Source organism: Type-A symbiont of Plautia stali (genome assembly GCF_059731155.1).
Genome location: NZ_AP035891.1, coordinates 1,635,029 through 1,659,537, shown reverse-complemented (window position 1 = coordinate 1,659,537; position 24,509 = coordinate 1,635,029). Strand labels below are relative to the sequence as shown.

Below are 24,509 nucleotides of genomic sequence, written 5' to 3'. Positions count from 1 at the left end.
ACGATGAGATTCCGATGAAATACCAGCAACTCGAAAATCTTGAAAGTGGATGGAAGTGGAAATACTTGGTGAAAAAGCATCGGGAAGGTGAGCTGATCACCCGGCATATTGAGCTGAGCGCTGCGCAGGCGGCGGTAGAGACGTTGCTGGCGATGGAGAATAACCCGGTTGAGGTCGGTGACTGGATCGCAAAGCATATCAATCCGGAGCTGGAAAACCGTCTGAAGCAGACCATACGCGCGCGGCGCAAACGCCATTTCAACACAGAGCATCAGCACACGCGGAAAAAATCGATCGATCTGGAGTATCTGGTGTGGCAGCGTCTGGCCGGTCTGGCGCAGCGTCGTAACAGCACTTTGTCAGAGACCATTGTTCAGCTGATCGAAGATGCAGAACGCAAAGAGAAGTATGCCAGTCAGATGTCGACGCTGAAGCAGGATCTGCAGGCGATTCTTGGCAAAAACGGCGCGGATAACGAATAGCAAAAAATTGCGTGTGATAAAAAGCCAAAAAAAACCCCGCCGAAGCGGGGTTTTTTATTGCGCGATAACTTAAGCCTGTGGCTGAGTTACAACGTCTTTGATACCTTTCACGTCGATTTCTACGCGACGGTCTGGCGCCAGGCAGTCGATCAGGGCATTGCGGCCTTTCACGCTGTCACAGGTGTTGCCAGTAACTGGGTTAGATTCACCCATGCCACGTGCAGAGATCTTGTTAGCCGGGATACCTTTAGATACCAGGTAGTCGACAACAGACTGAGCACGTTTCTCAGACAGTTTCTGGTTGTACTGGTCTGAACCTATGCGGTCGGTGAAGCCCAGAACCACAACAGAACCGTCTTTCGGATCCATTGAGCTCAGCTGGCTGTACAGCTGATCCAGAGCCTGCTGGCCTTCTGGCTTCAGGGTAGATTTGTTGAAGGTGAACAGCACGTCAGACTTCAGAGTGAAACGCTTGGTTTCAACAACCGGAGCCGGAGCTGGCGCTGGAGCAACAACTGGAGCTGCAGCTTCGTCCTGACCGAAACGGTAAGAAACGCCGACGCTCAGCATGCTGTTGTCTGGACGCGCACCAACGGTACCTGCGTCACCGATGTTGTTAACCCACTGGTAGTCCAGGCGAGTAGCCCAGTTTTTGGTCAGTGCGTATTCAACACCAACAGCAGCCAGCGGAGAAACGCCGGTGTTGTGGTTGCTGATGCGACCGTTGTCTGGGTTGGTCTGAGTTGAATCAGCGCGCCATACCATGCCGCCCAGACGGGTGTATACGTCCAGATCGTCAGCAATTGGGTAGCTCAGTTTAGCTGCCAGCTGAACGCCCTGTGCTTTGAATGCGCCATTGGTCACGTTGCCTTTGTTCGGCATACGGCCCAGCCAGTCGTAGCCCAGCTCGAAGCCTAGGTATGGGTTAGCCTGGTAGCCCAGGAAAGCACCTGCGCCCAGCTGAGATTCGTGAGTTGGACCGTCGTTGTTTTCGTAACCGTTACCGTAGTAACCAGTATCGTGATACTGAGACCAGCCCAGTTTAGCACCGGTGTACCAGGTGTCATCTTTAGGAGCGGCCTGCGCTACGGTAGCGAAGCCAGCCAGTGCCACTGTAATTGCGATAGCTGTCTTTTTCATTTTGCGCCTCGTTATCATCCAAATAGGCAATGAGCAAAGAGGTTGCTCTTGGTTGTAATCCTTCGCCGGGTCTAAACGCTCGCTTATGACTCTACCGAAAAAACGGAGGTTATTGAGCACCCTAGCGAGGTAAAGTCTACAACGAGATTGGAAACTTACAAGTATGATGTGACGTCAGCGGATAAAAAAACAGGGATTTATACACATATTTTAACAAATGACATGGCAAAATTTTCGCTATCAGAAAAGAAAAATGCGGCTAAGCCATTGTCATAGCTGGCGGGAAAAGAATCAGTGGCTTAGCCGCAACTATTGTGAAAAAATAGCGTGAGAAAAATCTTAGTTTTACTTAATGAAACAAATCAGGGGGAATTTTTGCGCTGTTTGGCTGTCTGGACAGAGCAAGATCCCGCCCCTGAGGACGCATAATCAACCCCAGCGCTTCGCCTTCGGCGGCTGCCTGCTCAAGTTTCAGGCGCTCTTCATTGCTCAATTCATAAGGAATCCAAGCGAGTACCACGCTGTAGTTGCCGGTGCGCAACGCTTTCACCATGCTCTCAACCGTGCTTAAACGCTCGGATTCCGTGATATGCATACTCTTTTCCAGCGGTAATCCTGACTGCTGCATCCAGCTGCGGTTCAGTTTGTGCGCTGGCGTCAGCCACAGCTGCCAGCGTGACTGGGTGCTCAGTTGCTTGAGGACCGGCAGTAACAGCAGCGGCATGATGCCGGGCTGCTCGCTATAACGCAGTTCAGTAATACCACCCAGAGAAGGTTGCGTTAAGCCAGTCGCAGCGAAACGGTGAGCACGATCAGCAGGGCCAGAGTATTGAGTACGCATATTTTAATCACTCAGTAATGAACTGTATGAATATACAGTAATGAGTTCCTGGATAAAGATCAACCTCAATTTCTGAAAATGCCTCGCAAATTCCGCACAAGATCTGCGCGTTGCCGCTTTTATTCATTGAACAGATAAATCGTTTTTTCTATCTTCTAACCAGATGAATCTCTGAGCTTTTTATAGGAAATTGCCCGCGCAAGGAATCAGAAAAAGGGGACGTTATGAAGAAAAATAATCCGGTGGTTGAGCAGTTCAAAGCCCAGTTAGCGGCATTGGGCAAAATTGAATCGCGCACCCAGTTTGGTGGTTACGCGCTGGCGGTCGAAAAGGTGGTGTTTGCTTACATCAATGAGGATGCGCTCTATCTGCGCGCCAGCGAGGCGCTACAGCACTATGCCGCACAGCGCCTGCTGGAACCGTTGATATACCGCAAGCGTGGCATGCCGGTGACGCTCAGCTACTACAAAGTGGATAAACAGCTCTGGCAGGACGCCGATCAGCTGCTGCGCTTATCGGCCAGTTCGCTGTCTGCGGCGCGCGCCGAGGCGGCGAACAGACTTGTCTTGTTCAGGCTGAAAGATCTGCCCAATCTCAGCCTGCGTATGGAGCTGATGCTGCACAAAGTCGGGATCAATTCTGTTCGCTTGCTGTATGAAATGGGCTCGCGTCAGAGCTGGCTGAAGCTGCGCACGGTGAATAAAGATATCGGCCTGAAAACCCTGCTGGCGCTGGAAGGGGCCATTTCCGGCCATCATCAGGCTGCCTTGCCGGCGGCGGTGCGTGAAGAGTTGAGCGCGCCTGTTGCCTTAAGCGGCGGCGAGGGTGCGGCGCAGGCGGGCAATTTCCGGCAGCAGCGCAATCAGCAGCCCCAGTTGCTGCAACACCAGCGGTGCCTGCGCCTCCTCACTGGTTTTCAGAGCGCTCAGGCGCTGCATCAGTGCCTGCTGCATCGTTTCCGCCTGCGCTTCGCTGACGCGATCGATCTGCAGCACATCCTCGACGAAGCATACCGCGTCATCTAAAAGCGTCAGCAGTTCGCCCTGCGTCAGCCGCTCCCGGTGCGCGCCCAGCGCAGAGATGTAGCTGAGAAACGAGTGGTTGAGGCACATCAGACGGAACGCATTCTCGCGTAGCGACGGCTGTTGCTTCAGTTCGCCGCTCATATTGGACACCACGGACGCCAGTTCTGCATCGGCGTTGTGGGCGTCACGACGCGCCACGCGGTAGGCGAGACGGTTATCTTTACCCTGATGATACTGTTCTAGGATGGCATCAAGATAACGACAGTTGGCATCCAGCGTGCGATCGGCGACCGTCGTCAATTGACGGAAGCGCCAGTCAGGCCAGACAAACGCCACCGCCAGCCAGGCCAGGCCACAGCCGAGCAAGGTATCCACCACGCGCGGCAGGGCGACATCAAAGCCTTCACCCAGCAGATTGAAGCACAGCAGCACCAGCAGGGTGATGAACAGCGTCGCCTGCGCGTACTGAATCTGGCGGAAGGCAAAAAACAGCATGCCGCTCAGCACAATCAAAACCAACTGGCCCTCGATAGAGGGCACCAGCCACAGCACCGGCAGGCCAATCGCAATACCGGCCAGGGTTCCGCCAATACGCAGCGCCAGCCGCCGCCGTGTGGCGTTATAGTTGGGCTGGCAGACAAACAGGCTGGTTAGCAGGATCCAGTAGCCGCGATGCAGGTCGGTAAGCTGAATGAAGGCGTACCCTACGCACAGCACCAGCGACATGCGCACCGCGTGCCGGAACAACGCCGAGGTCGGACTCAGATGGCGACTGAGGCGCAGACGGATATCAGCCCAGCCACTCAAGCCCTCGCGCGACAGGTAGTGATCGCTCTGCGTCAGCGGTTCTGCCAGTCGCTGCTCTGATTCGATCGACGCCAGCTGCGCGTCAATGGCGCGTAAGTTGCGCAGCAACCAGAACAGCGGACGAATGTGCGTCGCCTGCGGATCGTTATGTTGCAGGCGCTGCAGGGCGGTCTCCAGCCGTTCAAAGCTGCGCGCAAAGTGGCTATCGTGGTGCCATGGCTGGCGCAGCACGATATTCTCTGCCTGCTGGCGACAGGCCTGCGCCTGCATGTTCAGCAGTCGCTGAAAGCGAAACAGCACCTCGTTGTAGCGCCAGTCATCGCGCAATAGGTGATATTGCAGATGCGACGAGCTGGCGCGCTCGTGAATATCCTGCGCCACAAAATAGTAATGCAGGCTGCGCCGCGTGCTGCGCGAGCCGCGGTCGCCGCGTAAACGGCTCTGAATGGTGGTTTTCGTCAGGTTGAGCTTCGCCACCAGCTGGCTATTGACCATCGCCGTGGCGATCAGCGCCGCGTCATCCTGCTCACCCCCGTCGGGATCAAACAGATTGGCCTTGGCTTCCAGATAGCGCGCCAGCTGAGAAAAGCTGGCGGCCAGCTGCTCCTGCACCGGGCGCACCGGGAACATCAGGTGGCCGATAAAGGTCAGCAGGTTGTACCACAGCGCGCCAATCAGCAGCAGCGCCGGCTGCATCCACCACTGCGGAAACAGGCCAATGCCCAGCATAGTGTAAACCGCGATCAGCAGTGCACCAAACGCAATGGTGGCGTAGCGCTGCCCCAGCGCGCCCAGCAGAATAAATCCCCAGCTGGAGAGCGCAAGGCCGATAGCAAACAGCCACGGGTGCGGAAACAGCAGCTCGACCGAGACCGAGGCGATGCAGAAGCACACCAGCGTGATGAGCAGGTTGCGCACGCGGCCGGTCCAGCGATCGTCAAGATCGGCCAGCGCCGCCGCCACGACACCGAGCGTCAGTGGAATGGTCCACTCAATCTGCTGCAGCCACCAGGGAACGGCGGCACAGCCGGCCAGCGCGAAGAAGATGCGCAGCAGGTAGCGCAGGCTGCTGTTGAACAGATAACGGCGCCAGCCGGGCAAAGCGTCAGGCATCATCTTCAGCCTCAGTAGCGGCGCCGCGCGTTGGCTTCACGCGCCGCCTGCGCTTCTTCCACTGACACCACGCGGCGACCTACCGGCCACAGCGCGATAGCGGCGATTTTGAAGTGGGCAATGCCGGTCGGAATACAGATGATGCTCAGACACTGCAAGATGCCGGTCGAGATGTGCATCAGGTACAGCCACCAGCCAAAGAAAATCAGCCAGAACAGGTTGAGGAAGGTCCCTCCGGCGTTCAGCACGTGGCTTTTGCTCTCCGGGCGCAGCACGTCAACGTGAACCGCTTCGTTGCCAAACGGCAGCAGGGACAGTTTGGTGATCTCCCAGCAGGAGCGGGTCAGCGGCAGGGTAAAGATCAGCACGATGCTGGTCAGCGTGGCCAACAGCCAGCCGAGGGTGGTGATAAAGCCGCCAAGAACAAAATTCAGAATATTAAGTACGGTGCGCATAACGCGATTTTCCTTTTGCAATCCGCAATATGTGTCGCCTAGTTTAGCGTGTTTTAAGGCTGGAGCGCTAAGGGTCTGACAGGTAAACTGCGCGATAATTGAATTCCACATGACGGTGCGGAGATGGAACTAAAAGCAACATCCATGGGCAAACGGCTGGCACAGCATCCCTATAACCGGGTGCGATTGCTGGCTGCCGGTGTGGAAGTCAGCGGCGATCGCCACGAGTACCTGATCCCGTTTAATCAGCTGATCGGTATCACCTGCAAACGCGGCTTGGTGTGGGGCGAGCTGGAGTTCTTATTACCGAAAGAGAAAGTGGTGCGGTTGCACGGCACCGAGTGGCAGGAAACCCAGCGTTTTTATCATTACCTGCAGCAGGCGTGGCAGCAGTGGAGCCTAGAGATGAGCGAGATCAGTGCGCAGGTGCTGAGCGCGCTGCAGCAGGAGATCGTCGCGTTTACCGGCCAGGATCGCTGGCTGAAGCGCAGCGAACTTGCCGCGGTAAAAGAGACCATCACGCGCCAGTTTTCCGCCTTACCGCTGCCGCTGGCACGGCTTGAGGAGTTTGATAACTGCCGCACGCTGTGGCGCTTTTGTCAGCAGTGGCTTGAGCAGGGCGAGAGCGCGATTCGGCAGCGCAACCGCGAATGGAGCGCGCGGGTGATCAGCGACAATCACGCCTTCTTCTCCACCGTCGAAACCACGCCGCTTAATCCATCGCAGTGTGAGGCCGTGGTCAACGGTGAAGACGCGCTGCTGGTGCTGGCCGGCGCGGGCAGCGGTAAAACCTCGGTGCTGGTGGCGCGCGCCGGCTGGCTGTTACACCGCAAACTGGCGCAGCCGGAGCAAATTCTGCTGCTGGCTTTTGGTCGCCAGGCGGCGGAAGAGATGAACGATCGGATCCAGACGCGGCTGGGTGAGAGCGCGATTCAGGCGCGTACGTTCCACGCGCTGGCGCTGCACATCATTCGTGAAGGCAGCAATAAGCAGTCGGTCATCAGCCGGCTGGAAAGTGACAGCAGCGCGCGACGTCAGTTGCTGATCGAAAACTGGCGTGAGCAGTGCAACAGCAAAAAGGCGCAGGCCAGCGGCTGGCGACAGTGGTTGCAGGAAGAGCTGGCATGGGACGTGCCAGAAGGTCCGTTCTGGCAGGATGACAAACTGGCGCAGCGTCTTGCCGTGCGGCTGGAGCGCTGGCTCGGCCTGATGCGCATGCACGGCGGCGCGCAGGCGGCGATGATTGCCGATGTGCCAGAGCCGCTGTGCGACAATTTCACGAAGCGCGTCAGGCTGATGGCGCCGCTGCTCAAAGCATGGAAAAGCGCACTGAAAGTCGAGGGCGCTGTGGATTTCTCCGGGCTGATCCACCAGGCGATCGCTGTGCTGGAAAAGGGCCGCTTTATCAGTCCGTGGAAGCACATTCTGGTGGATGAATTCCAGGATATTTCACCGCAGCGGGCGGCGCTGCTCAGCGCGCTGCGTCAGCAAAATAAGCGCACCAGTTTGTTTGCAGTCGGCGATGACTGTCAGGCGATTTATCGCTTCAGCGGCGCGGAGATGAGCCTGACCACCGCGTTTCATCACTATTTTGGCGAAGGCGACCGCTGCGTGCTGGATACCACCTACCGGTTCAACGATCGTATCGGTGACATCGCCAACCGCTTTGTGCAGCAGAATCCGCATCAGCTGCGCAAGCCGCTCAACAGCCTGAGTAAAGGGAACAATAAATCCATTACGCTGCTGCCGCAGGAGCAACTGGAAGCGCTGCTCGACAAGCTTAGCGGTTACGCAAAGCCGGACGAGCGCGTACTGCTGCTGGCGCGTTACCATCATCTGCGTCCGGCCATGCTGGATAAAGCCAAAACCCGCTGGCCGAAACTGCGTATCGACTTCATGACCATCCACGCCAGTAAAGGTCAGCAGGCGGATTTTGTCATTGTGCTGGGGCTGCACGAAGGGCGTGACGGTTTCCCGGCGCAGGCGCGCGAGTCGATCATGGAAGAGGGACTGCTACCGCAGCCGGAGGATTTTCCGCATGCAGAAGAGCGGCGCCTGGCCTACGTGGCCATCACGCGCGCGCGTCAGCAGGTGTGGCTGATGTTTGATAAAGAGCGGCCTTCCGTGTTTGTCGAACACCTGCGCGAACTGGGCGTTCCGTCAGGTAGCGCTGATAATCGGGGATCTGGATGGTCACTTCGCTGGCAAACATCGGCGAATGGATAATGAAATCAGCGGTGGCGCGGTTGGTCGCTACCGGGATATTCCATACGGTGGCTAGGCGCAGCAGCGCTTTGACGTCCGGATCGTGCGGTACCGCATTGAGCGGATCCCAGAAGAAGAACAGCACATCAATTTTACCTTCAGCAATCAGCGCGCCGACCTGCTGATCGCCGCCCATCGGCCCGCTGAGCATAGCATTCACATCCAGTCCGGTGTGGCGATTGATCAGGTTGCCGGTAGCGTATAGCACGTGAGGTTGCAGCGCATTTTGATTGATTTTCACCCAGTCTAGCAGCGAGGCTTTGCAGTGGTCGTGGGCAACGAGGGCGATGTGTTTCTGAACTTTCAGGGTACGAACGGTCTGCTCCATGGGGCTTCCTGTTTCGGCGCGTGCAAATGTAGTGAATGCACGAGTTTACCCCTAGCGTTCAGCTGCTATCAACTTGCGCGTAGGGTTTTCACCCAACTGATAAAACGCTGCCGCGTGGCGGCATCAAAACGCTGCAGCCAGCGTTGCAGCGCGGGCAAATTACTGGCGTCCTGCCACACCACATCCAGACTGAGACTGGCGTCCGGTACGCTGGCCGCCTGCGCCGTACGGTTGTAGTTGATCATCGCCTGTTCAACATTGCCGCTGCTTTCACCCGGCAATCGATCGCGAATGCTGGCTATTTCATTACCACGCTCATCAATCAGCTGAAAATTTAACGATTTATCAAACAGGCTGCGTTCGCGGCGGTTATTCAGCGCCGGCAGGCGAATCGCTACTGAATGGGCGTCGGCGGTGAAGGTGACGATCATCAGTTCTGAGCGGAAGTGAGTGGCATCGGCGCAGGGTTTATCCACGCGAAACAGAAACTGATGCTGACCGCGCTCCAGCTCAAGGCTGTCCGCGCCTTTCAGCAGCGAACCTGAGATTTTGCGCCCATCCAGCACCAGCAGGTCGATCTGCGGATCGAGCTTCAGGGTGATGGCATGGCAGGTTGCCGATACGAGCAACAACAGCAAACCCGTAACAGCCAGAGACAGCTTCATTTCAACTCCCGGAATAGGGGAAAAAGGGCGATGTGTAGCAAATTATTACATTTTGGCAGTTAATTTACATTTTAACATATTTATTCGTGCCGCCGCGCAAACTTTTCGTGCGCTGCGCTTGCACTTTAGCGCGCAATGGCATCTACACTCAGGCGAGTGAACAAGGAGAAAAACATGAACGATCAAACGATTCGCGATGTCCTGACGCAAACCCAACGCATCGCGCTGGTCGGTGCCAGCGATCGCACTGAGCGTGCCAGCTATGGCGTAATGAAATACCTGCTCGATCAGGGTTATGACGTGGTGCCGGTGAGCCCGAAGCTGGCGGGACAGCAGCTGCTGGGCCAAACCGTGTATGGCACGCTGGCGGAGATCTCGGGCAAGATCGACATGGTGGATGTGTTCCGCAATTCCGAAGCGGCATGGGGCGTGGCGCAGGAAGCGATTGCTATCGGAGCCAAAACCTTATGGCTGCAGCTGGGCGTGATCAATGAGCAGGCGACGGTGCTGGCGCGTGATGCCGGGCTGACGGTGGTGATGGATCGCTGCCCGAAGATAGAAATTTCGCGGCTGGGCGTGATGCGGTAAAGACAAACGGCGACGCGCAGTCGCCGTACCATTAATGCCGCAGGCTGGGAGCCTGCAGCTGCTGGCGGATCGAGGCGGCCAGCTCATCCATGGATGGCTGTTCCGGATGTTCGAACGAGGTTTCGCCGGCCAGCTGAACCTCAGCGATATAGGTATGCGCCTGTTCGCCTTCCTCATCTCCATCACCACGTGATACCAAGGGGCCGCACGCAGCGATTCCGTCGCGCCAACCTCATCCAGCTGTGGATCGTCCAGCGAATACTCCGGGTCGACATCCACAATCACGCCGAGCACCCCGGAGAGACGGTGCCGGACCTGCTGTCCAATTCTAAATTTACTGGCAATCATTGTGACCTCCCAAAACTTTGCCCTGCCACCGATATGGGGGCAGGGACAGCGTTTTCAAGTCACAGCACGCGACAGGAAAGCCTTTCAGATAAAGCCCTTCAGGATAGCTGGCGATCACCGGATGGTCGGCTGCCTGACGGAACTGCTCTATAAATTGTACATCACGACCGGCATCAACAGCGGCATCGGCGATAATTTTCTGGAACAGCTCGGTGACCATCAGCCCGGAACAGGAGAAGGTCAGCAGAATGCCGCCCGGATTCAGCAGCTGCATCGCCAGCATATTGATGTCTTTATAGCCGCGGCAGGCGCCCATCAGCTGGTTTTTATTTTCGACGAATTTCGGCGGATCCATGACGATTATGTCGAACTTCTCGCCGCTGTCGCAGTAGCGACGCAACAGTTTGAACACATCGTCACGCAGGAACTGCGCGCGTGAGACATCCAGCCCGTTAAGCGCCACGTTCTGTTTTGCCACGTCAAGGGCGTCCTGCGAGGTATCTACGCTGATCACTTCCCGGCAGCCGCCGAGCAGAGCAGAGACCGCAAAGCCGCCGGTGTAGGAGAAGCAGTTAAGCACGCGGGCATTTTCCGCGTAGCGACGGGTGGCAAAACGGCTGTCGCGCTGATCGAGGTAATAACCGGTCTTGTGACCGCTCTGAATATCCACCAGCAGCTGCATGCCGTGCTCGGTTATCGGCAGCAGCGCAGGCGGCAGCTCACCGCTTACCGGACCCTGCGCCAGCTCCAGTCCCTCTTTCTTGCGCACCGCCACGTCAGAGCGGTCGTAGATGGCGCAGTCGGGATAGCACTGCTGCAGCGCCGAGACGATAGCCGGGCGCTGATACTCCGCCCCGGTCGACAACAGTTGCAGCACGAGGAAGTTACCGAAGCGATCAATCGTGACGCCTGGCAGTCCATCGGACTCGCCGGCGATCAGGCGATAGCTGTCCAGCCCGTCGCGCTGTGCCAGCCAGTCGCGCCACCTGCTGGGCTTTTTGCAGCGTGCGCACAAAGAAGGCGATGTCGATTGACTCATCCTGCTGCCAGCTCCAGACGCGCGCGCGAATTTGTGACTGAGGGGAGTAGGCGGCGCGGCCAGCCATTTGCCGTTGCTGTCACAGATATCAATGGTTTCACCCGACTGGGCTTTACCTTCCATACGGGCAACGGCCCCGGAGAACACCCATGGATGGCGGCGGAGCAGGGATTTTTCACGTCCCTTAGCGAGAATCAATCGAACGGTCATGTTTGCTATGCTTACCTGAAAAAATGAGGCGCTATTTTCCGGTGGATGGCGGCAAAATGCAACGCACAAAGGGGAGATCGCCATGGCGACGACAGGTTACAAAATCTGGGTTTACGGCAGAGTGCAGGGCGTGGGCTTCCGTTATTACACCCAGGCGCAGGCGAAAGCGCTGGGCGTAACCGGCTATGCGCATAATCTGGCGGATGGCAGCGTGGAGGTGCTGGCCGCGGGAGAAGCGCAGCAGGTGGAGTCACTGATTGCGTGGCTGAAGGCAGGCGGACCGCCCAGTGCCCGGGTCGATAAGGTGCTGGTGGAGCTGCCGACGCGGTTTACTACCGGGTGATCACAGACACTTCGCCGGTTTTGGCAGGCCAGCGATTTTTGTGGCCTGTTTGGCCGGACCTTCCGGGAACAGGCGAAACAGATAGCGGCTGTTGCCTTTCTCTTCGCCATACTTTTGCGCCATGGCTTTGACCAGCATGCGCACCGCCGGCGATGTATTAAACTGCTGATAAAAATCACGCACAAAGTGCACCACTTCCCAGTGCGCTTCACTCATCTCAATCGCTTCCTGCTGGGCGATGGCCTGCGCCAGCGCTTCACTCCAGTCGGCGCTATTTTTCAAATAGCCTTCTGCGTCAGTGGCAATCTCTTTACCGGCAAAAATCACATTGTTTCCTCATATCGTCAGCGCGCCCATTGTAAAGGGGGCGGCGGATAAAAAGCAAAAACCCCGCCGGAGCGGGGTTTAACTGTGCGTGCGTTACCACTTAGTCGCGGTTGGCGAAGCCCAGCAGGCTCAGCAGGCTAACAAAGATGTTGTACAGCGAGACATACAGGCTGACGGTGGCGCGAATGTAGTTGGTTTCACCGCCCTGAATGATGTTGCTGGTTTCCCACAAAATGGCACCGGCAGAGAACAGAATAAACAGTGCGCTGATCGCCAGGTGCAGCGCGGGCAGCTGCAGGAAGATATTGGCAACCACGGCCACCAGCAGTACCACAAAGCCGGCCATCATCATGCCGCCAAGGAAAGACATGTCGCGACGCGTGGTCAGGACATAGGCGGAACAGCAGAAAAACACCAGAGCGGTACCGCCCAGCGCCATGGCTATAACATCACCCATACCGACGGAGAGGAACGAGCTGAGAATCGGACCGAGGCAGTAACCGAGGAAGCCGGTAAAGGCAAACGCGGCCAGAATACCCGCCGGGCTGTTCGCCAGGCGATAGGTCAGGAACATCAGCCCGTAAAAGCCCACCAGCATCAGAATCAGTCCCGGCGAGGGCAGGGCGTAGACGGTGCTGAGCGTGGCGGTGACGGCGGAAAACGCCAGCGTCAGGCCAAGTAAGAAATAAGTATTACGCAGCACTTTATGGGTGCTGAGTAGCGACTGCTGCTGTGACGAGCTAATTATTCTGTCCATCATGCGCTCCTGTTAGAGAGAACACTAAATATGGCCTGAGAATAGGCAACGGTCAAAGGACAGAAAAGGCGTTTTACCCATCTTTACGCGATAAATTGCTGTTTCACTGAGCAGAATGACGATTAAGACGGCAAAAAAATCATTTTTGACTGTTTTTCAGGCGAACGAATCATTGGATGCTTTACATCGTTCGGGGGGATGTTTATAGTGCGCCTCATTGCGGAGGGGTGGCCGAGCGGCTTAAGGCAGCGGTCTTGAAAACCGCCGATGGGAAACCATCCGAGAGTTCGAATCTCTCCTCCTCCGCCACTTCACACTCTCGCAGTGTGAGGTGACAAAAAGATTTCAGGAGGGATGGCCGAGTGGCTTAAGGCAGCGGTCTTGAAAACCGCCGATGGGAAACCATCCGAGAGTTCGAATCTCTGTTCCTCCGCCATATAAGAGAAGCCCGCAGCGATGCGGGCTTTTCGCTTTTCGGCTTTCCATCCTTCTGAAAAACATCCTGAAGCTTTTCAATCTGCTGCCGTAACCCGACGGCCAGCGCGTTTACTGCTATAGTCGATGCACGGTTTTTGCAAACATCTGGCGATTTTCTCAGGCAAGCTGGGTTACACTGTGCTGTGCGGTAATTCACTCTTTGGCGAGCTAATCGCTTGAATGCTAGGGTGTTTCCCTGATGAATTATGGAATAGGCACAATGATCAAGAAACTGAGTCTTTGCGCGCTGTCAGTGATCGCGGCGCTGCCGATGGGTATGAGCGCTTACGCCGCGGATGGCGACATGCAACTGCAGCAGGTCCTGATGCTGAGTCGTCACAACCTGCGTGCCCCGCTGGCCAACAACGGCAGCGTGCTGGAGCAGGCGACGAAAAAAAGCTGGCCGCAGTGGGATGTGCCCGGCGGTGAACTGACCACCAAAGGCGGCGTGCTGGAAGTCTACATGGGTAACTACACCCGTCAGTGGCTGGCCCAGCAGGGGCTGGTACAGAACGGCACCAGTCCGGACAGCAGCAACACCTTTGTCTATGCCAACAGCCTGCAGCGCACCGTCGCGACGGCGCAGTATTTCGTCACCGGTGCTTTCCCGGGCTGCGATATCGCTGTCACCTATCAGGATGCGATGGGCACCATGGACCCGATCTTCAATCCGGTGATCACCTATGGCAGCGAAGCGTTTAACAAGAAAGCGCTGGCGGCGATGACCGCAGCCAATGAGAAGCTGGCGTTGAAGACGGCCTTCCAGCGGCTGGAAAAATCGTGGATTACAAATCAGCCCCGGCCTGTAGTGGCAAGAAACAGTGCGATCTGAGCAGCGGCGACAACACCTTTAGCGCGGAAAACGGCAAAGAGCCCGGCGTCAATGGCACGCTGAAAGTAGGTATCTCGCTGGTCGACGCCTTCACGCTGCAGTATTACGAAGGTTTCCCGGCGGATCAGGTTGCCTGGGGACAAATCAAAACGCCTGAGCAGTGGAAAGAGCTGGCGGCAATCAAGAATGGCTATCAGGATGGGCTGTTTACCTCGCCGGAAGTGGTGCGTGACGTTGCCGCACCGCTGGTGGATTACATCCGCAGCCAGCTGGTCGATCAGGATAAAGCCACCGCGCCGAAAGTCACGCTGATGGTCGGACACGATTCGAATATCGCGTCGTTGCTGAGCGCGCTGCAGTTTAAACCGTACGAGCTGCCGGGTAACGACGAGAAAACCCCGATTGCCGGCCTAGTGGTGTTTAAACGCTGGCACGATGCGAAGAACAATAAAGACCTGCTGAAAGTGGAGTATGTCTATCAGACTGCGGATCAGCTGCGTAATGCCGATGTGCTGAGCCTGAAGAACCCACCGAAGCGCGTTACGCTGCAGCTGGCGGGGTGTGACACTGACGCCAACGGCTACTGCAGCTGGGATCAGTTCACCAGCGCGCTGAACAACGCGCTGCAGGGTACGCCGCTGCAGCCAGCCGCACCGGCACCGGCCGCACAGCCTGCTGCCGCACCGGCAGCCAGCGATGAGGCACAGGCCAAAGCGGATCAGGCCAGCGCGGATAAAGCGGCGGACGACAAAGCCAAAGCTGAGAAGGCCAGCGCTTAGAAGGCCGCAGAGCAGAAGGCGAAAGCCGATGCCGCAGCGGCGCAGAAAGCGCAGGCTGAGGCAGCGCCGGCGAAGCCAGAGGCGGACGCGAAACCAGCGCAACAGCTGGCAGCGGCCAGCAACTAAAACGCCAGCAGGGTCGCCATGCACGGCGACCCTGCTGTGTTGTTACCGGGTGCGCATTGACGCGCACCGCAGTCAATCGAAAAAAAACCACCGTTCAGCTCAACGCCACGGTGGTTTCATGCCGCTTAACCGGCTACCACGACTAGTTTCTGGTTAGCAAACTCTTTCAGCCCGAGATCGGACAGTTCACGGCCATAGCCGGAACGCTTCACGCCGCCGAACGGCAGCTCAGCCGCGGTATCACTCTGCGAATTGATAAACACCATGCCGGTCTCAATCTGCGAAGCCATGTTGCGCCCGCGCGCAATGTCCCGCGTCCACACGGAACCGCCTAAACCGTAGTGTGAGTCGTTGGCCAGCGCCACGGCAGCACGGTCATCCGCCACCACATACACCTGCGCCACCGGGCCGAAAAACTCCTGATAGTAAGCCGGGTTATCCGGCGTCAGGCCGGTCAGGATAGTTGGCTGGTAGTAGCAGCCGACGCCGTCGATTACGCGTCCGCCGCACTCCATGCGTGCGCCATCGCCACCGCCTCGTCCACCTGTTTTACCAGCCGGTCACGTGCATCCTGTGACGACAGCGGTCCCAGCGTGGTTTTTTCATCTAACGGATCGCCGGGGGTAGCGGATTGCAGCGCCGCGCTAAACTTAGCCATGAAGCGATCGGCAATCTTTTCATGCAGAATAAAACGCTTGGCCGCGGTACACACCTGACCGCAGTTGCTGAGCCGCGCCTGTGCCCCCTGGCGCACCGCTTCATCAATATCGGCATCGTCCAGCACCACAAACACATCGTTACCACCCAGCTCCAGCGTGGATTTTTTCAGATGCTTACCGGCCTGCTCAGCCACCGCGCTGCCAGCGCGTTCTGAACCGGTGAGCGCTACACCCTGCACGCGCGGATCGGCAATCAGATCGGCCACCTGCTGGTTAGAGATAAACAGATTGGTCCACGCGTCCTGCGGCGCACCGGCTTCCAGCACCAGCTTTTCAAACACGTCGGCGCAGTGCGGCACAATGTTGGCATGTTTCGCCAGCACCGGATTGCCCAGTGCCAGGTTCGGTGCCAGCACGCGCATCAGCTGATAGTAGGGGAAATTCCACGGCTCGACGGCCACCACCATGCCAATCGGATGGTATTCGAGCCAGGTGTCACCGACATCGCTGGGATAGGGCTGTGCCTGCAACAGCCTTGCCGCGTGTTCAGCATAGTAGCGCGCGATGCTGGCGCAGATTTTCACTTCGCCGCGGCTCTGGCCAATCAGCTTACCCATCTCTTTGCTGGCAATGGTGGCCAGCTCTTCGCTGCGCTGGTCGATCAACTCTGCCAGATGCTGCAGCACCTGCAGACGCGGCTGAATATCGCCTTTGCTCCACGGCGAATGGTAGAGCGCATCGGCGGTGTGCAGCGCCTGCTGCGCGTAGCTGTCATCGTGTGATGGCCAGGTTTTCAGCAGCTGATTATTGGCAGGATTAATGCTCTGATAGGATGACATAAAGGCTCCCTGACGGCTAAAAATGAGAAGGCGGGACATGCCCGCCTGTACTTCAGATGTTTTTACGTTCGACCGGCTTATCGTCCCACGTCAGGACGTCCTAGTCGGTTTTCTCAAACGCGCGGAATAACACCTCATCGCTGCCTTGCTGGCGCCAGATCTCTTCGGCAAGCCGTTCGTCATAATTCGCCACTTCGAACATTGCTTCAGCGATTTCCGGTGAGGTGTGACGTAAGGTCGCCCATTCGCCCACGTGGTGAGCTTTAAACTGTTCTGTTGCCATAACTCTCTCCTGTTTGGAATTTATCCTTTCAGTTTTACCGCCAGACCGGCGACGTATTGGCCCTGATAACGGGCAATTTCCATTTCTTCCGCAGAGGGCTGGCGCGATCCATCACCGCCCGCCAGCGTAGTTGCGCCATACGGCGTACCGCCACGCACCTGCGAAATATCAAACAACTCTTTGGTGCCGTAGCCGATGGGCACAATCACCATGCCGTGATGTGCCAGGGTGGTCCACACCGAGGTGATAGTCTGCTCCTGACCGCCGCCGGTGCCGGTAGACGCAAACGCGCTGGCAATCTTGCCGTACAGCGCGCCAGAGGCCCACAGGCCGCCGGTGCGGTCCCAGAAATTACGCATCTGACCGGACATGTTGCCGAAGCGCGTCGGGGTGCCGACGATGATGGCATCGTACTGCGGCAGGTCGTCCAGTTTGGCTTCAGCCGCCGGCTGGTTAACCTTTCCGCCGACCTGAGCAAACCGTTCGGCATCCATACTTTCCGGCACGCGGAGAATGGTGACTTCTGCACCGCTCACGCTCTTCGCACCGTCCGCCACCGCGTTAGCCATGGTTTCGATATGTCCGTACATTGAGTAATAAAGCACCAGAATTTTTGCCATCGTGTTTTCATCCTGTAGTGTAAGGAACAGAAAGAAGTATAGAAGAGGCTGCGCGCTATGCTGGTCAGCCATTGAACAGTCACTGAGATCGCGCTGCGACTTCTGCCGCTAACCGCTTGTTTTTCCGATGAACATCTCGCCATTAAAACGATGTTAAGCGGTTTATCTGTTACAAAGTATGAATATGTGCCTGATTGTGCGCATCCATTAGCTATGCTTTAAGCGGGTGTGGCGAGATATTACGCACCTGACCTAACGCTGTTAGCGCAGTGAAATGTCTTTACCACCTATGCTCAATACTTGGAGGAAATGATGGCTCAACATCGTGGAGGATCAGGCAACTTCGCGGAAGATCGCGAAAGGGCCGCGGAAGCGGGTCGGAAAGGCGGCAAAAACAGCGGCGGGAATTTCAGAAATGATCCGCAGCGTGCTGCCGAAGCAGGTGAAAAGGGGGGACGCAGTCGCGCTAAAAAATAGTGCGTCTGTGACGGTATCCCCGGCCGCCGGGTACGCCCGGCGGTTACAACGATTGCAATTTGCCCAGCTAATCAGCAAAAATGTGCGCCAGTCCTCTATTCTGGTGTGTTATGTCTGCTTCCACTTCCCGCCTCAGCCTGCGTATCACGCGTCAGGAGCTGGTGCTTATTTTTATCACTATGGTCTGGGGTGGCACCTTTCTGGTGGTGCATCGCGCCATGTCGCACTCGGGTCCGTTCTTTTTTGTCGGGCTGCGTTTCGCTACCGCCTCGCTGCTGCTGGCCTTTTTCTTTCGTCGCTATTTGCGCCACATCAGCTGGCTGGAAATTAAAGCGGGTGCGCTGATTGGCGTGGCGATTGCCGGTGGTTACGGATTGCAAACCTGGGGTATGCAAACCATTTCCAGTAGCCAGTCTGCGTTTCTAACGGCGCTTTACGTGCTGGTGGTGCCACTGTTGCAGTGGCTGTTTCTGCGCCGGCCGCCGGGCCTGATGGCGTGGCTGGGTATTTTGCTGGCGTTCACCGGTCTGGTGCTGGTGGTGGGGCCGCAGGATGGCAGCCTGACGCTGAATGCCGGTGAGATCGCCACACTGCTCAGCACCCTGGCAATTGCCGCAGAGATCATTCTTATCAGCCGCTACGCCGGACAGGTCGATGTGCGCCGCGTGACGCTGGTACAGCTGCTGGTGGCCTCGGCCTGCGCCTTCGTGCTGATGCTGCCCAACGGCGAATCTTTACCCACGCTATCGGCACCGCTGCTGTTCAGCGCGCTGGGCCTCGGTGCGGCCAGCGCGCTGATTCAGGTCACCATGAACTGGGCGCAGCGCAGCGTCTCGCCGACGCGCGCCACAGCGATTTATGCCGGCGAACGGTTACCGGCCGCGGCGCTGTTGGGCGGCGTACTGACTTGTGCGCGGGGTGATTGTCAGTGAACTGCGCCTGCGGCGCAAAAAAGCGGTGCCGGAGCAGGCACCGCAGGAACCTTAAGGCTGCGGGCGCGTCGCCGGCTGGGTCAGCGTAGCCCCGCGTCGTTGCAGAATTGCATTGAGGATAATGGCACCGAAGGTGGCCGTGCCGATGCCGCCGAGGGTAAAGCTGCCAATCTTCAGCGCAAAATCCCCGGCGCCGAGCACCAGCGTGGTGGCCACCATAATCAGATTGCTGTTCTGGCTAAAATCGACATGGTTTTGCACCCAGATACGCGCGCCGGCCACGGCGATTAAGCCAAACACCACAATCGAGGCACCGCCAATCACCGGGCCGGGAATCGTGTGGATGAGCGCGCCAAACTTAGGCGAAAAGCCCAGCACCAGTGCAATCAGCGCCGCGGCGACAAACGCCAGCGTGGAGTAGACTTTGGTCACAGCCATCACGCCAATGTTTTCGGCATAGGTGGTGACGCCGCTGCCGCCGATGGAACCGGACAGCATGGTTGCCAGGCCGTCGCTGACGAACGCGCGTCCCATCCACGGATCGAGATTGCGACCGGTCATGCCCGCCACCGCTTTAATATCGCCGAGGTTCTCCGCCACCAGAATAATCGCCACCGGTGCGATCATCACGATTGCCTGCATATCAAATACCGGCGCGGTGGTGTGCGGCAGACCAAACCACGCGGCGCTGGCCACGCGGCTGAAATCCACCGGCTTGCCAAAGCCCATGACGTTGGTCAGCAGAGCGTACAGCGCCCAGGCGACAATCAGCCCGACCAGAATCAGCAGCCCGGCAGGCATTCTGGGGTTTACCCAGTGGCTGCCTAACCCGGACGTTATTCTTAAATCCCTGGGGCGCGACATCAGCGTCTACCGTGAACTGCGCGCTGAGCCGCTGGTCGGCAGCAGCATTCGCCGCCGTAAATCAGCGGTCAAGGCGCTGGAGCGGGGACTGACGCCCCGCAATGCCGACCAGGCGGTGGTGGATTTTCTGCGTGAGGTGATGGAAGGCTGGGATATCGACCGTATCATGGGCGAGCTGCTGGATGCGGCCTTCTTTGGCTACCAGCCCGCTGAACTGACCTGGGTCAAACGTCACGACCGCCTGCTGGTCAGTGATATTGTCGGCAAGCCGCCGGAGTGGTTTAGCTTTGATGACGGCAACCAGCTGCGCTTTCGTGCCAGACAGGCCGGGCTGGCCGGTGAATTGTTGCCGCCGCGCAAGTTTGTGGTGGCAACACAAGATGCCACCTTTGATAACCCCTACGGCTTTCCCGACCTGTCAATGTGCTTCTGGCCGGTGGCGTTTAAAAAAGGCGGCTGGCGTTTCTGGATGCGCTTTACCGAGAAGTACGGCAGCCCCTGGCTGGTTGGCAAACACCCACGCGGCACCGCCGATGCGGAAATCGACCTGCTGCTCGATTCGCTCGACAAGATGGTAGAAGACGCGGTGGCGGTGATCCCCAATGATTCCACGGTGGAAATTATTGAATCCGCGGGCAAGGGGGCCTCCAGCGACATCTATCGCCATCTGATTGAACTGGCCCGCTCTGAAATCGTCATTGCCCTGCTGGGACAAAACCAGACCACCGAAGCAGAGACCACGCACGCCTCGGCACAGGCCGGACTGGAAGTCGCCGCCGATATCCGCGATGGCGATGCGTCCATGGTGATGAGTGCCATCAATCAGGTACTGCGGTTTATGGTGGAGCTTAATTTCGGTGAGGTGCCAATGCCTTCATGGGAGCTGTGGGCGCAAGAGACCATTGACGAGACCCAGGCCAAACGCGATTTGAGCCTGTCGCAGGCCGCCACGCTGTTTACCCCGCAATACTTTATGCGTGAGTACAACCTGCAGCCGGGCGACCTGCGCGAGTCTGCGGTCATGACGCCCCTGACGAACGCGGCCTTTGCCGAAACGCAGTCCGACGCCGCCGGGCTGGCAGAGGATGAACTGGAGCACGCGCTGGAGAGTCTGATAACCAGCGGGCAACGGGATAAGGCCATGGAGCCGATACTGTCTCCGCTGTTTGCCGCCGTCGAGCAGGGCCAGTCTCCCCAGGCATTAATGGGCATGCTGGCAGAAATGTATCCGCGTATGGCGGCTGACCGTCTGCAGGCGCACCTGGCGCGGATTTTATTTGTGGCGAACATCGCCGGGAGGCTCAGTGCTCAACAGTAACGACATTGCCGTCTGTTTTGGCCTGCCGCCTGCACGCGCCATTGCCTACCTCCGCGCCAAGGGCTACCGCATCACCTGGGACTGGGAGGAGATGTGGCAGGAAGCGCATGCACACGCCTTTACCGTGGCGAAAGTGATGCGCCTCGATATTCTGGAGGATATCCGCCAGGCACTGGAAAACGCCCTGGCGGAAGGCAAGACCCTGCCGTGGTTTAAAAAGGAACTGACCCCCATACTGCAGGCCAGGGGATGGTGGGGGAAAACCGATACCACCGACCCCGTCACGGGCGAGCCGGTCACCGTTCAGCAGGGCAGTGCATGGCGGCTGGAGACGATTTACCGTACCAATCTCTCTATGCTCTACAGCGCAGGACGCTGGGCCGAGCAGCAGGCCAATATCGATGATCGGCCTTACTGGATGTACGTGGCCATCCGCGATAACCGCACGCGCAAAAGCCATCTGGCGCTGCATGGTTTGGTTTTTCCGGCGGAGGATCCGTTCTGGCAGACCTTCTATCCCCCTAACGGCTGGCGCTGTCGCTGCAGCGTCATTGCGCTCTCTGCCGACGACGTGCGTCAGCGCGGGCTGGCGGTGAGGACGGCAGCCGGTCGACTGGAGACGGCGCTCAGACTGGTCTCTGAAAAAACCGGGGAAATGAAGCCGGTGACCACCTTTCATTTACCGTCCGGTAAAACCCTCAGCCCGGATGTCGGCTTTTCCTGTACACCCGGTCGTGCTTACGAGCCTGACTTCGCGCGCTACGGCGGCCCGCTGGCTGCACTGGCGCGTCAACAGTGGCGAGGACCATCATGAAAGACCTGATGCACATTCAGATTGATGCCCGCGAACTGGCAAAGGCGCTACGCGACCTGAGCCTCGCCGGGCAGGACATGACGCCGCTGATGCGCGCCCTGGCAGAAACCCTCAAGACCGAAACCGACCTGAACTTCGAGGATGAGGGGCACCCGGCCTGGCAGCCTTCCGTGGCCGCCCTGGCCAGAGAGGGCATGACCTTGTCGGCCAGCGGCCAGCTACGCGGCAGTGTCACCACCGACTACAGTCGCCATCATGCCACGGTGGGCAGCCACCTCGATTATGCGCGTATTCATCAACTGGGCGGCAAGGCCGGACGCCAACGCCGCGTCACCCTGCCCGCGCGACCGTATCTGCCTGTTGATGAGCAGGGCGCGCTTCAGCCCGGTATCGAACAAAAACTGCTGGCGTCGGTGCTGCGCTATCTGGAAAGGGCCACCCGCCGCTAACGCCCGTGGCGCGTTTTACGGCGTTCAGGCGGGTCAGTTTACCCCTGAACGCCCTGACGGCCTTTATAAACCTTTATAAAGGCTTTCCTGCGCCCTTTTTATCACCTGCGTTGACGGTCGTCGCCTTTTAACGGCATGATGTGGGTGACCCGCCGTTATCCGTACATTCTTAAACCCCTTTAAAAGCCTGCCCCGTTTTCACACGCCACACTGTCCCCCTGTCTATTGACCGGAGGGGACATGAGCACACTCCATATTTTCAAAACCGGTACGCATACCGATATGCACGGCAACCGGATCCAGTTTAGCGAAGCGGCGGTCGCGGCGATGGTGCAGGCTTACGATCCGGCGCTGTACGATGCGCCTATCGTGGTCGGGCATCCTGCGCTCGACGCCCCTGCCTACGGCTGGGTAAAAAGCTTGGTGGCACAGGGTACTGATGTGCTGGCTGAACCCCAGGACGTCGACCCGGCCTTTGCCGAACTGGTGGCGCAAAAACGCTACAAGAACATTTCTGCCTGTTTCTACTCCCCCGATGCGCCCGGCAACCCGAAGCCCGGTAACTGGTATTTGCGCCATATCGGTTTTCTCGGCGCACAGCCGCCCGCGATTAAGGGCCTCAAGCCTGCCGCGTTCAGTGAAGCGGAAGAAGGCGTGGTCGAGTTTGCCGACTGGAGCAGTACAACCAGTGCGTCACTGTTCGCCCGGCTGCGTGACTTTTTGATTGAGAAATTTGGCCGTGAAGCGACCGATGCGGCGCTCCCTGCGTGGCAAATCGACGCGCTGCGCGACGCAGGCCAGGAAAGCGACAGCGTGCGTCCGGCTTTCACTGAAAGCACCACTACCGCCCCGGCATCCCCTACACCATCAATTCCCCCCACCACTGAGGACAACACTGTGGATGAGAAAGAAACGCTGCGCCTGGCGCAGGAGAATGCTGACCTGAAGCGTCAGCTTGAGGCGCGTCGCCAGGCCGACAGTCAGGCCGAACAACGTCAGCGTCATGAAATGAATGCCGCCTTTGCCGACGGTCTGGTCAGCGAAGGGCGTCTGGCCCCTGCCGCCAAAAACGTGGTGGCGGCGCTGCTGGATGCGGTTGAACGCGGCGACCAGCCAGTGGCCTTCAGCGAGGGCAGTCTTACCCAGCCGCTGGGCGAGGCGTTCCGACACGTGCTGAAAACCTCCCCGCCGCTGGTTTGTTTCAGCGAGGTGGCGACCAAGGCACGCGGTACCCCGTCAGGGCAGTCGGTGGAGTTTGCCGATGCTGACCCGGTCGCGCTGGCCCTGCACCAGAAAGCGCAGGCCCTGGCGACGTCTGAAAACATCAGCTATGAAGCGGCGGTCAAGCGCTGCCTGTAAGGAGAGAGTATGTCTGATTATCTCAAGGGGAAGCGCATCGCTGACCCGGTACTGACCACCGTCGCCCGTGGCTATAAAAATGCCGCGTTTATCGGTGAGCAGCTGTTCCCGATGGTGATGATGGAAAAGGAAGGGGCGAAAGTACCCACCTTCGGCAAGGGTCTGTTTGCGGTGTATGAGACGCAACGCGCCGTCGGTGCCGACAGCAATATCATGATCCGCGAAAAGCAGGACGCGATGGACATCGTGCTGGATGAACATGATTTGGCGGCACCGGTGGATTACCGCGAACAGGCCGAGTCGATGTTCAATGAAGAAGCCAAGGCGGCGAAACGTGCCACACAGGGGATTGCCCTGCGCCGTGAGCGGTATGTGGCCGAGCTGGCGCAGGACAGCAAAATTTATCCGAAAGAAGCCGTCAAAAAACTCACCGCCGCCACAGGCTGGGGTGCCAAGGACAGTAATCCCCTCAAGGATATTGAGGCCGGTATGGAGGTGGTGCGCAACAACATTGGTCTGCGACCGAATGTGATAACGCTCGGCGCGTCGGTGATGGCGCTGCTGCGCTTTCATCCCGCGCTGCAGGCCGCTATCGGGGCTAATGAACGTAAACGAATCACAGAAGAGATGCTTAAAGACCTGTTCCAGGTCGACAGCGTGCTGATTGGCCAGCCGCGTGCCCTCTCCCAGGATGGCAAGACGGTCTCTGATTTGTGGGCGGACAACGTGATGCTGCATTACGTGTCCGGGCCGCAGGCCGGTAGCGATAGCGCCGATGAGCACGAGCCGTCATTTGGTTACACCTTCCGCCGTCAGGGCATGCCGATGGCCGATAAGTTTGACAGTGCCGGGGGCAAGGTGGTGAACGTGCGTTACACCGATATCTACAAGGTGGCGGTGGTAGGCAGTGATGCCGGTTATCTTATCACCAACGTCAAAGGAGCCTGA

At 58.0% G+C, this 24,509-nt stretch carries 20 protein-coding genes, 2 tRNA genes and 7 pseudogenes; 15 read left to right on the top strand and 14 right to left on the bottom strand.

From position 1 onward, the window contains the following. The first annotated feature begins 14 nt into the window (after positions 1 to 14). Positions 15 to 482 (top strand): macrodomain Ter protein MatP, encoded by a 468-nt coding sequence (gene matP, locus AC6I8M_RS08995; RefSeq protein ID WP_022547588.1) that lies wholly within the window; start codon positions 15 to 17, stop codon positions 480 to 482. Positions 483 to 551: 69 nt separating this feature from the next. Here matP and ompA read toward each other — a convergent pair whose 3' ends face one another. After that, complete coding sequence (gene ompA, locus AC6I8M_RS08990; protein ID WP_010616563.1) at positions 552 to 1,622, bottom strand: porin OmpA; 1,071 nt, start codon at positions 1,620 to 1,622, stop codon at positions 552 to 554. Between the two features lie 349 nt (positions 1,623 to 1,971). Continuing rightward, the gene (gene sulA, locus AC6I8M_RS08985; RefSeq protein WP_498013764.1) at positions 1,972 to 2,463 is read right to left on the bottom strand and encodes an SOS-induced cell division inhibitor SulA; all 492 of its coding nucleotides are present in this window, start codon (positions 2,461 to 2,463) and stop codon (positions 1,972 to 1,974) included. A 224-nt stretch (positions 2,464 to 2,687) separates the two neighbouring features. Between sulA and AC6I8M_RS08980 the strand changes: the two are divergent. Then, positions 2,688 to 3,263 (top strand): annotated as a pseudogene (locus tag AC6I8M_RS08980) (TfoX/Sxy family DNA transformation protein); the annotation flags it as partial. Between the two features lie 9 nt (positions 3,264 to 3,272). On the opposite strand, the gene yccS reads toward AC6I8M_RS08980, so the two are convergent. Continuing rightward, positions 3,273 to 5,411, bottom strand: a complete 2,139-nt coding sequence (gene yccS, locus AC6I8M_RS08975) for a YccS family putative transporter (protein WP_058948865.1) — start codon at positions 5,409 to 5,411, stop codon at positions 3,273 to 3,275. Positions 5,412 to 5,419: 8 nt separating this feature from the next. Next, positions 5,420 to 5,863 carry a YccF domain-containing protein gene (locus AC6I8M_RS08970; protein ID WP_010616559.1) on the bottom strand — a complete coding sequence of 148 codons (444 nt, stop codon included), beginning with the start codon at positions 5,861 to 5,863 and terminating at the stop codon, positions 5,420 to 5,422. A 123-nt stretch (positions 5,864 to 5,986) separates the two neighbouring features. Between AC6I8M_RS08970 and helD the strand changes: the two genes are divergently transcribed. After that, on the top strand, positions 5,987 to 8,089 hold the full coding sequence (helD, locus tag AC6I8M_RS08965; protein ID WP_082231709.1) for a DNA helicase IV: 2,103 nt from the start codon (positions 5,987 to 5,989) through the stop codon (positions 8,087 to 8,089). Here the strand turns inward: helD and AC6I8M_RS08960 are convergent. Next, a pseudogene (locus AC6I8M_RS08960) lies at positions 8,016 to 8,456 on the bottom strand (methylglyoxal synthase); the annotation flags it as partial. The gene helD and the pseudogene AC6I8M_RS08960 overlap by 74 nt on opposite strands. Before the next feature lie 68 nt (positions 8,457 to 8,524). Continuing rightward, positions 8,525 to 9,121 (bottom strand): YccT family protein, encoded by a 597-nt coding sequence (locus tag AC6I8M_RS08955; protein WP_010616556.1) that lies wholly within the window; start codon positions 9,119 to 9,121, stop codon positions 8,525 to 8,527. 174 nt (positions 9,122 to 9,295) lie between these two features. On the opposite strand from AC6I8M_RS08955, the gene AC6I8M_RS08950 reads away from it, so the two are divergent. Next, positions 9,296 to 9,709 carry a CoA-binding protein gene (locus tag AC6I8M_RS08950; protein WP_010616555.1) on the top strand — a complete coding sequence of 138 codons (414 nt, stop codon included), beginning with the start codon at positions 9,296 to 9,298 and terminating at the stop codon, positions 9,707 to 9,709. Positions 9,710 to 9,740: 31 nt separating this feature from the next. Here the strand turns inward: AC6I8M_RS08950 and hspQ are convergent. Together hspQ and rlmI are read right to left on the bottom strand one after the other, a co-directional pair. Continuing rightward, positions 9,741 to 10,057, bottom strand: a pseudogene (hspQ, locus tag AC6I8M_RS08945) (heat shock protein HspQ). Then, positions 10,044 to 11,306 (bottom strand): 23S rRNA (cytosine(1962)-C(5))-methyltransferase RlmI, encoded by a 1,263-nt coding sequence (gene rlmI, locus AC6I8M_RS08940; protein ID WP_318285180.1) that lies wholly within the window; start codon positions 11,304 to 11,306, stop codon positions 10,044 to 10,046. The pseudogene hspQ and the gene rlmI overlap by 14 nt, the downstream one beginning before the upstream one ends. 82 nt (positions 11,307 to 11,388) lie before the next feature. Between rlmI and yccX the strand changes: the two genes are divergently transcribed. Beyond that, a complete protein-coding gene (gene yccX, locus AC6I8M_RS08935) occupies positions 11,389 to 11,649 on the top strand; it encodes an acylphosphatase (RefSeq protein ID WP_010616553.1) in 261 nt (86 codons plus the stop codon). Here yccX and tusE read toward each other — a convergent pair whose 3' ends face one another. Together tusE and yccA are read right to left on the bottom strand one after the other, a co-directional pair. Continuing rightward, a complete protein-coding gene (gene tusE / locus AC6I8M_RS08930; RefSeq protein WP_010616552.1) occupies positions 11,650 to 11,976 on the bottom strand; it encodes a sulfurtransferase TusE in 327 nt (108 codons plus the stop codon). It lies immediately after the preceding gene. A 100-nt stretch (positions 11,977 to 12,076) separates the two neighbouring features. After that, entirely contained in the window at positions 12,077 to 12,733 is a 657-nt protein-coding gene (yccA, locus tag AC6I8M_RS08925; protein WP_010616551.1) for an FtsH protease modulator YccA, read from the bottom strand. Between the two features lie 221 nt (positions 12,734 to 12,954). Between yccA and AC6I8M_RS08920 the strand changes: the two genes are divergently transcribed. The 3 genes and pseudogenes from AC6I8M_RS08920 (at position 12,955) to agp (ending at position 14,947) form a co-directional block, all read left to right on the top strand. Next, positions 12,955 to 13,042 (top strand) — tRNA-Ser (locus tag AC6I8M_RS08920). Between the two features lie 39 nt (positions 13,043 to 13,081). Next, positions 13,082 to 13,169: transfer RNA gene (locus tag AC6I8M_RS08915), tRNA-Ser, on the top strand. 261 nt (positions 13,170 to 13,430) lie between these two features. Continuing rightward, a pseudogene (agp, locus tag AC6I8M_RS08910) lies at positions 13,431 to 14,947 on the top strand (bifunctional glucose-1-phosphatase/inositol phosphatase). 125 nt (positions 14,948 to 15,072) lie between these two features. On the opposite strand, the pseudogene AC6I8M_RS08905 reads toward agp, so the two are convergent. The 3 genes and pseudogenes from AC6I8M_RS08905 to wrbA all read right to left on the bottom strand — a co-directional run bounded on the left by AC6I8M_RS08905 (position 15,073) and on the right by wrbA (position 17,348). Next, a pseudogene (locus AC6I8M_RS08905) lies at positions 15,073 to 16,445 on the bottom strand (NAD-dependent succinate-semialdehyde dehydrogenase). A 100-nt stretch (positions 16,446 to 16,545) separates the two neighbouring features. Beyond that, positions 16,546 to 16,728: a YccJ family protein gene (locus tag AC6I8M_RS08900; RefSeq protein ID WP_010616550.1), complete on the bottom strand. Its 183-nt coding sequence runs from the start codon at positions 16,726 to 16,728 to the stop codon at positions 16,546 to 16,548. Between the two features lie 20 nt (positions 16,729 to 16,748). Next, the gene (gene wrbA / locus AC6I8M_RS08895) at positions 16,749 to 17,348 is read right to left on the bottom strand and encodes an NAD(P)H:quinone oxidoreductase (protein ID WP_010616549.1); all 600 of its coding nucleotides are present in this window, start codon (positions 17,346 to 17,348) and stop codon (positions 16,749 to 16,751) included. Positions 17,349 to 17,660: 312 nt separating this feature from the next. Between wrbA and AC6I8M_RS08890 the strand changes: the two genes are divergently transcribed. Together AC6I8M_RS08890 and AC6I8M_RS08885 are read left to right on the top strand one after the other, a co-directional pair. Beyond that, positions 17,661 to 17,825, top strand: coding sequence for a con-10 family general stress protein (locus tag AC6I8M_RS08890; RefSeq protein ID WP_010616548.1), 165 nt, complete (start codon positions 17,661 to 17,663; stop codon positions 17,823 to 17,825). A gap of 110 nt (positions 17,826 to 17,935) precedes the next feature. After that, a pseudogene (locus tag AC6I8M_RS08885) lies at positions 17,936 to 18,812 on the top strand (DMT family transporter). Here the strand turns inward: AC6I8M_RS08885 and AC6I8M_RS08880 are convergent. Further along, positions 18,809 to 19,546, bottom strand: a pseudogene (locus tag AC6I8M_RS08880) (solute carrier family 23 protein); the annotation flags it as partial. The pseudogenes AC6I8M_RS08885 and AC6I8M_RS08880 sit on opposite strands and share 4 nt — an antisense overlap. Here AC6I8M_RS08880 and AC6I8M_RS08875 point away from each other — a divergent pair. The 5 genes from AC6I8M_RS08875 (at position 19,485) to AC6I8M_RS08855 (ending at position 24,509) form a co-directional block, all read left to right on the top strand. Further along, positions 19,485 to 20,939 carry a DUF935 domain-containing protein gene (locus AC6I8M_RS08875; protein WP_022547601.1) on the top strand — a complete coding sequence of 485 codons (1,455 nt, stop codon included), beginning with the start codon at positions 19,485 to 19,487 and terminating at the stop codon, positions 20,937 to 20,939. The pseudogene AC6I8M_RS08880 and the gene AC6I8M_RS08875 sit on opposite strands and share 62 nt — an antisense overlap. Next, positions 20,926 to 21,753 carry a phage head morphogenesis protein gene (locus AC6I8M_RS08870; RefSeq protein ID WP_010615546.1) on the top strand — a complete coding sequence of 276 codons (828 nt, stop codon included), beginning with the start codon at positions 20,926 to 20,928 and terminating at the stop codon, positions 21,751 to 21,753. The genes AC6I8M_RS08875 and AC6I8M_RS08870 overlap by 14 nt, the downstream gene beginning before the upstream one ends. Continuing rightward, positions 21,735 to 22,202, top strand: coding sequence for a phage virion morphogenesis protein (locus AC6I8M_RS08865; RefSeq protein ID WP_318285232.1), 468 nt, complete (start codon positions 21,735 to 21,737; stop codon positions 22,200 to 22,202). Before AC6I8M_RS08870 ends, AC6I8M_RS08865 begins: the two co-directional genes overlap by 19 nt. Before the next feature lie 240 nt (positions 22,203 to 22,442). Next, positions 22,443 to 23,561, top strand: a complete 1,119-nt coding sequence (locus tag AC6I8M_RS08860) for a peptidase (RefSeq protein WP_010615544.1) — start codon at positions 22,443 to 22,445, stop codon at positions 23,559 to 23,561. Positions 23,562 to 23,570: 9 nt separating this feature from the next. Then, on the top strand, positions 23,571 to 24,509 hold the full coding sequence (locus tag AC6I8M_RS08855) for a hypothetical protein (protein ID WP_010615543.1): 939 nt from the start codon (positions 23,571 to 23,573) through the stop codon (positions 24,507 to 24,509).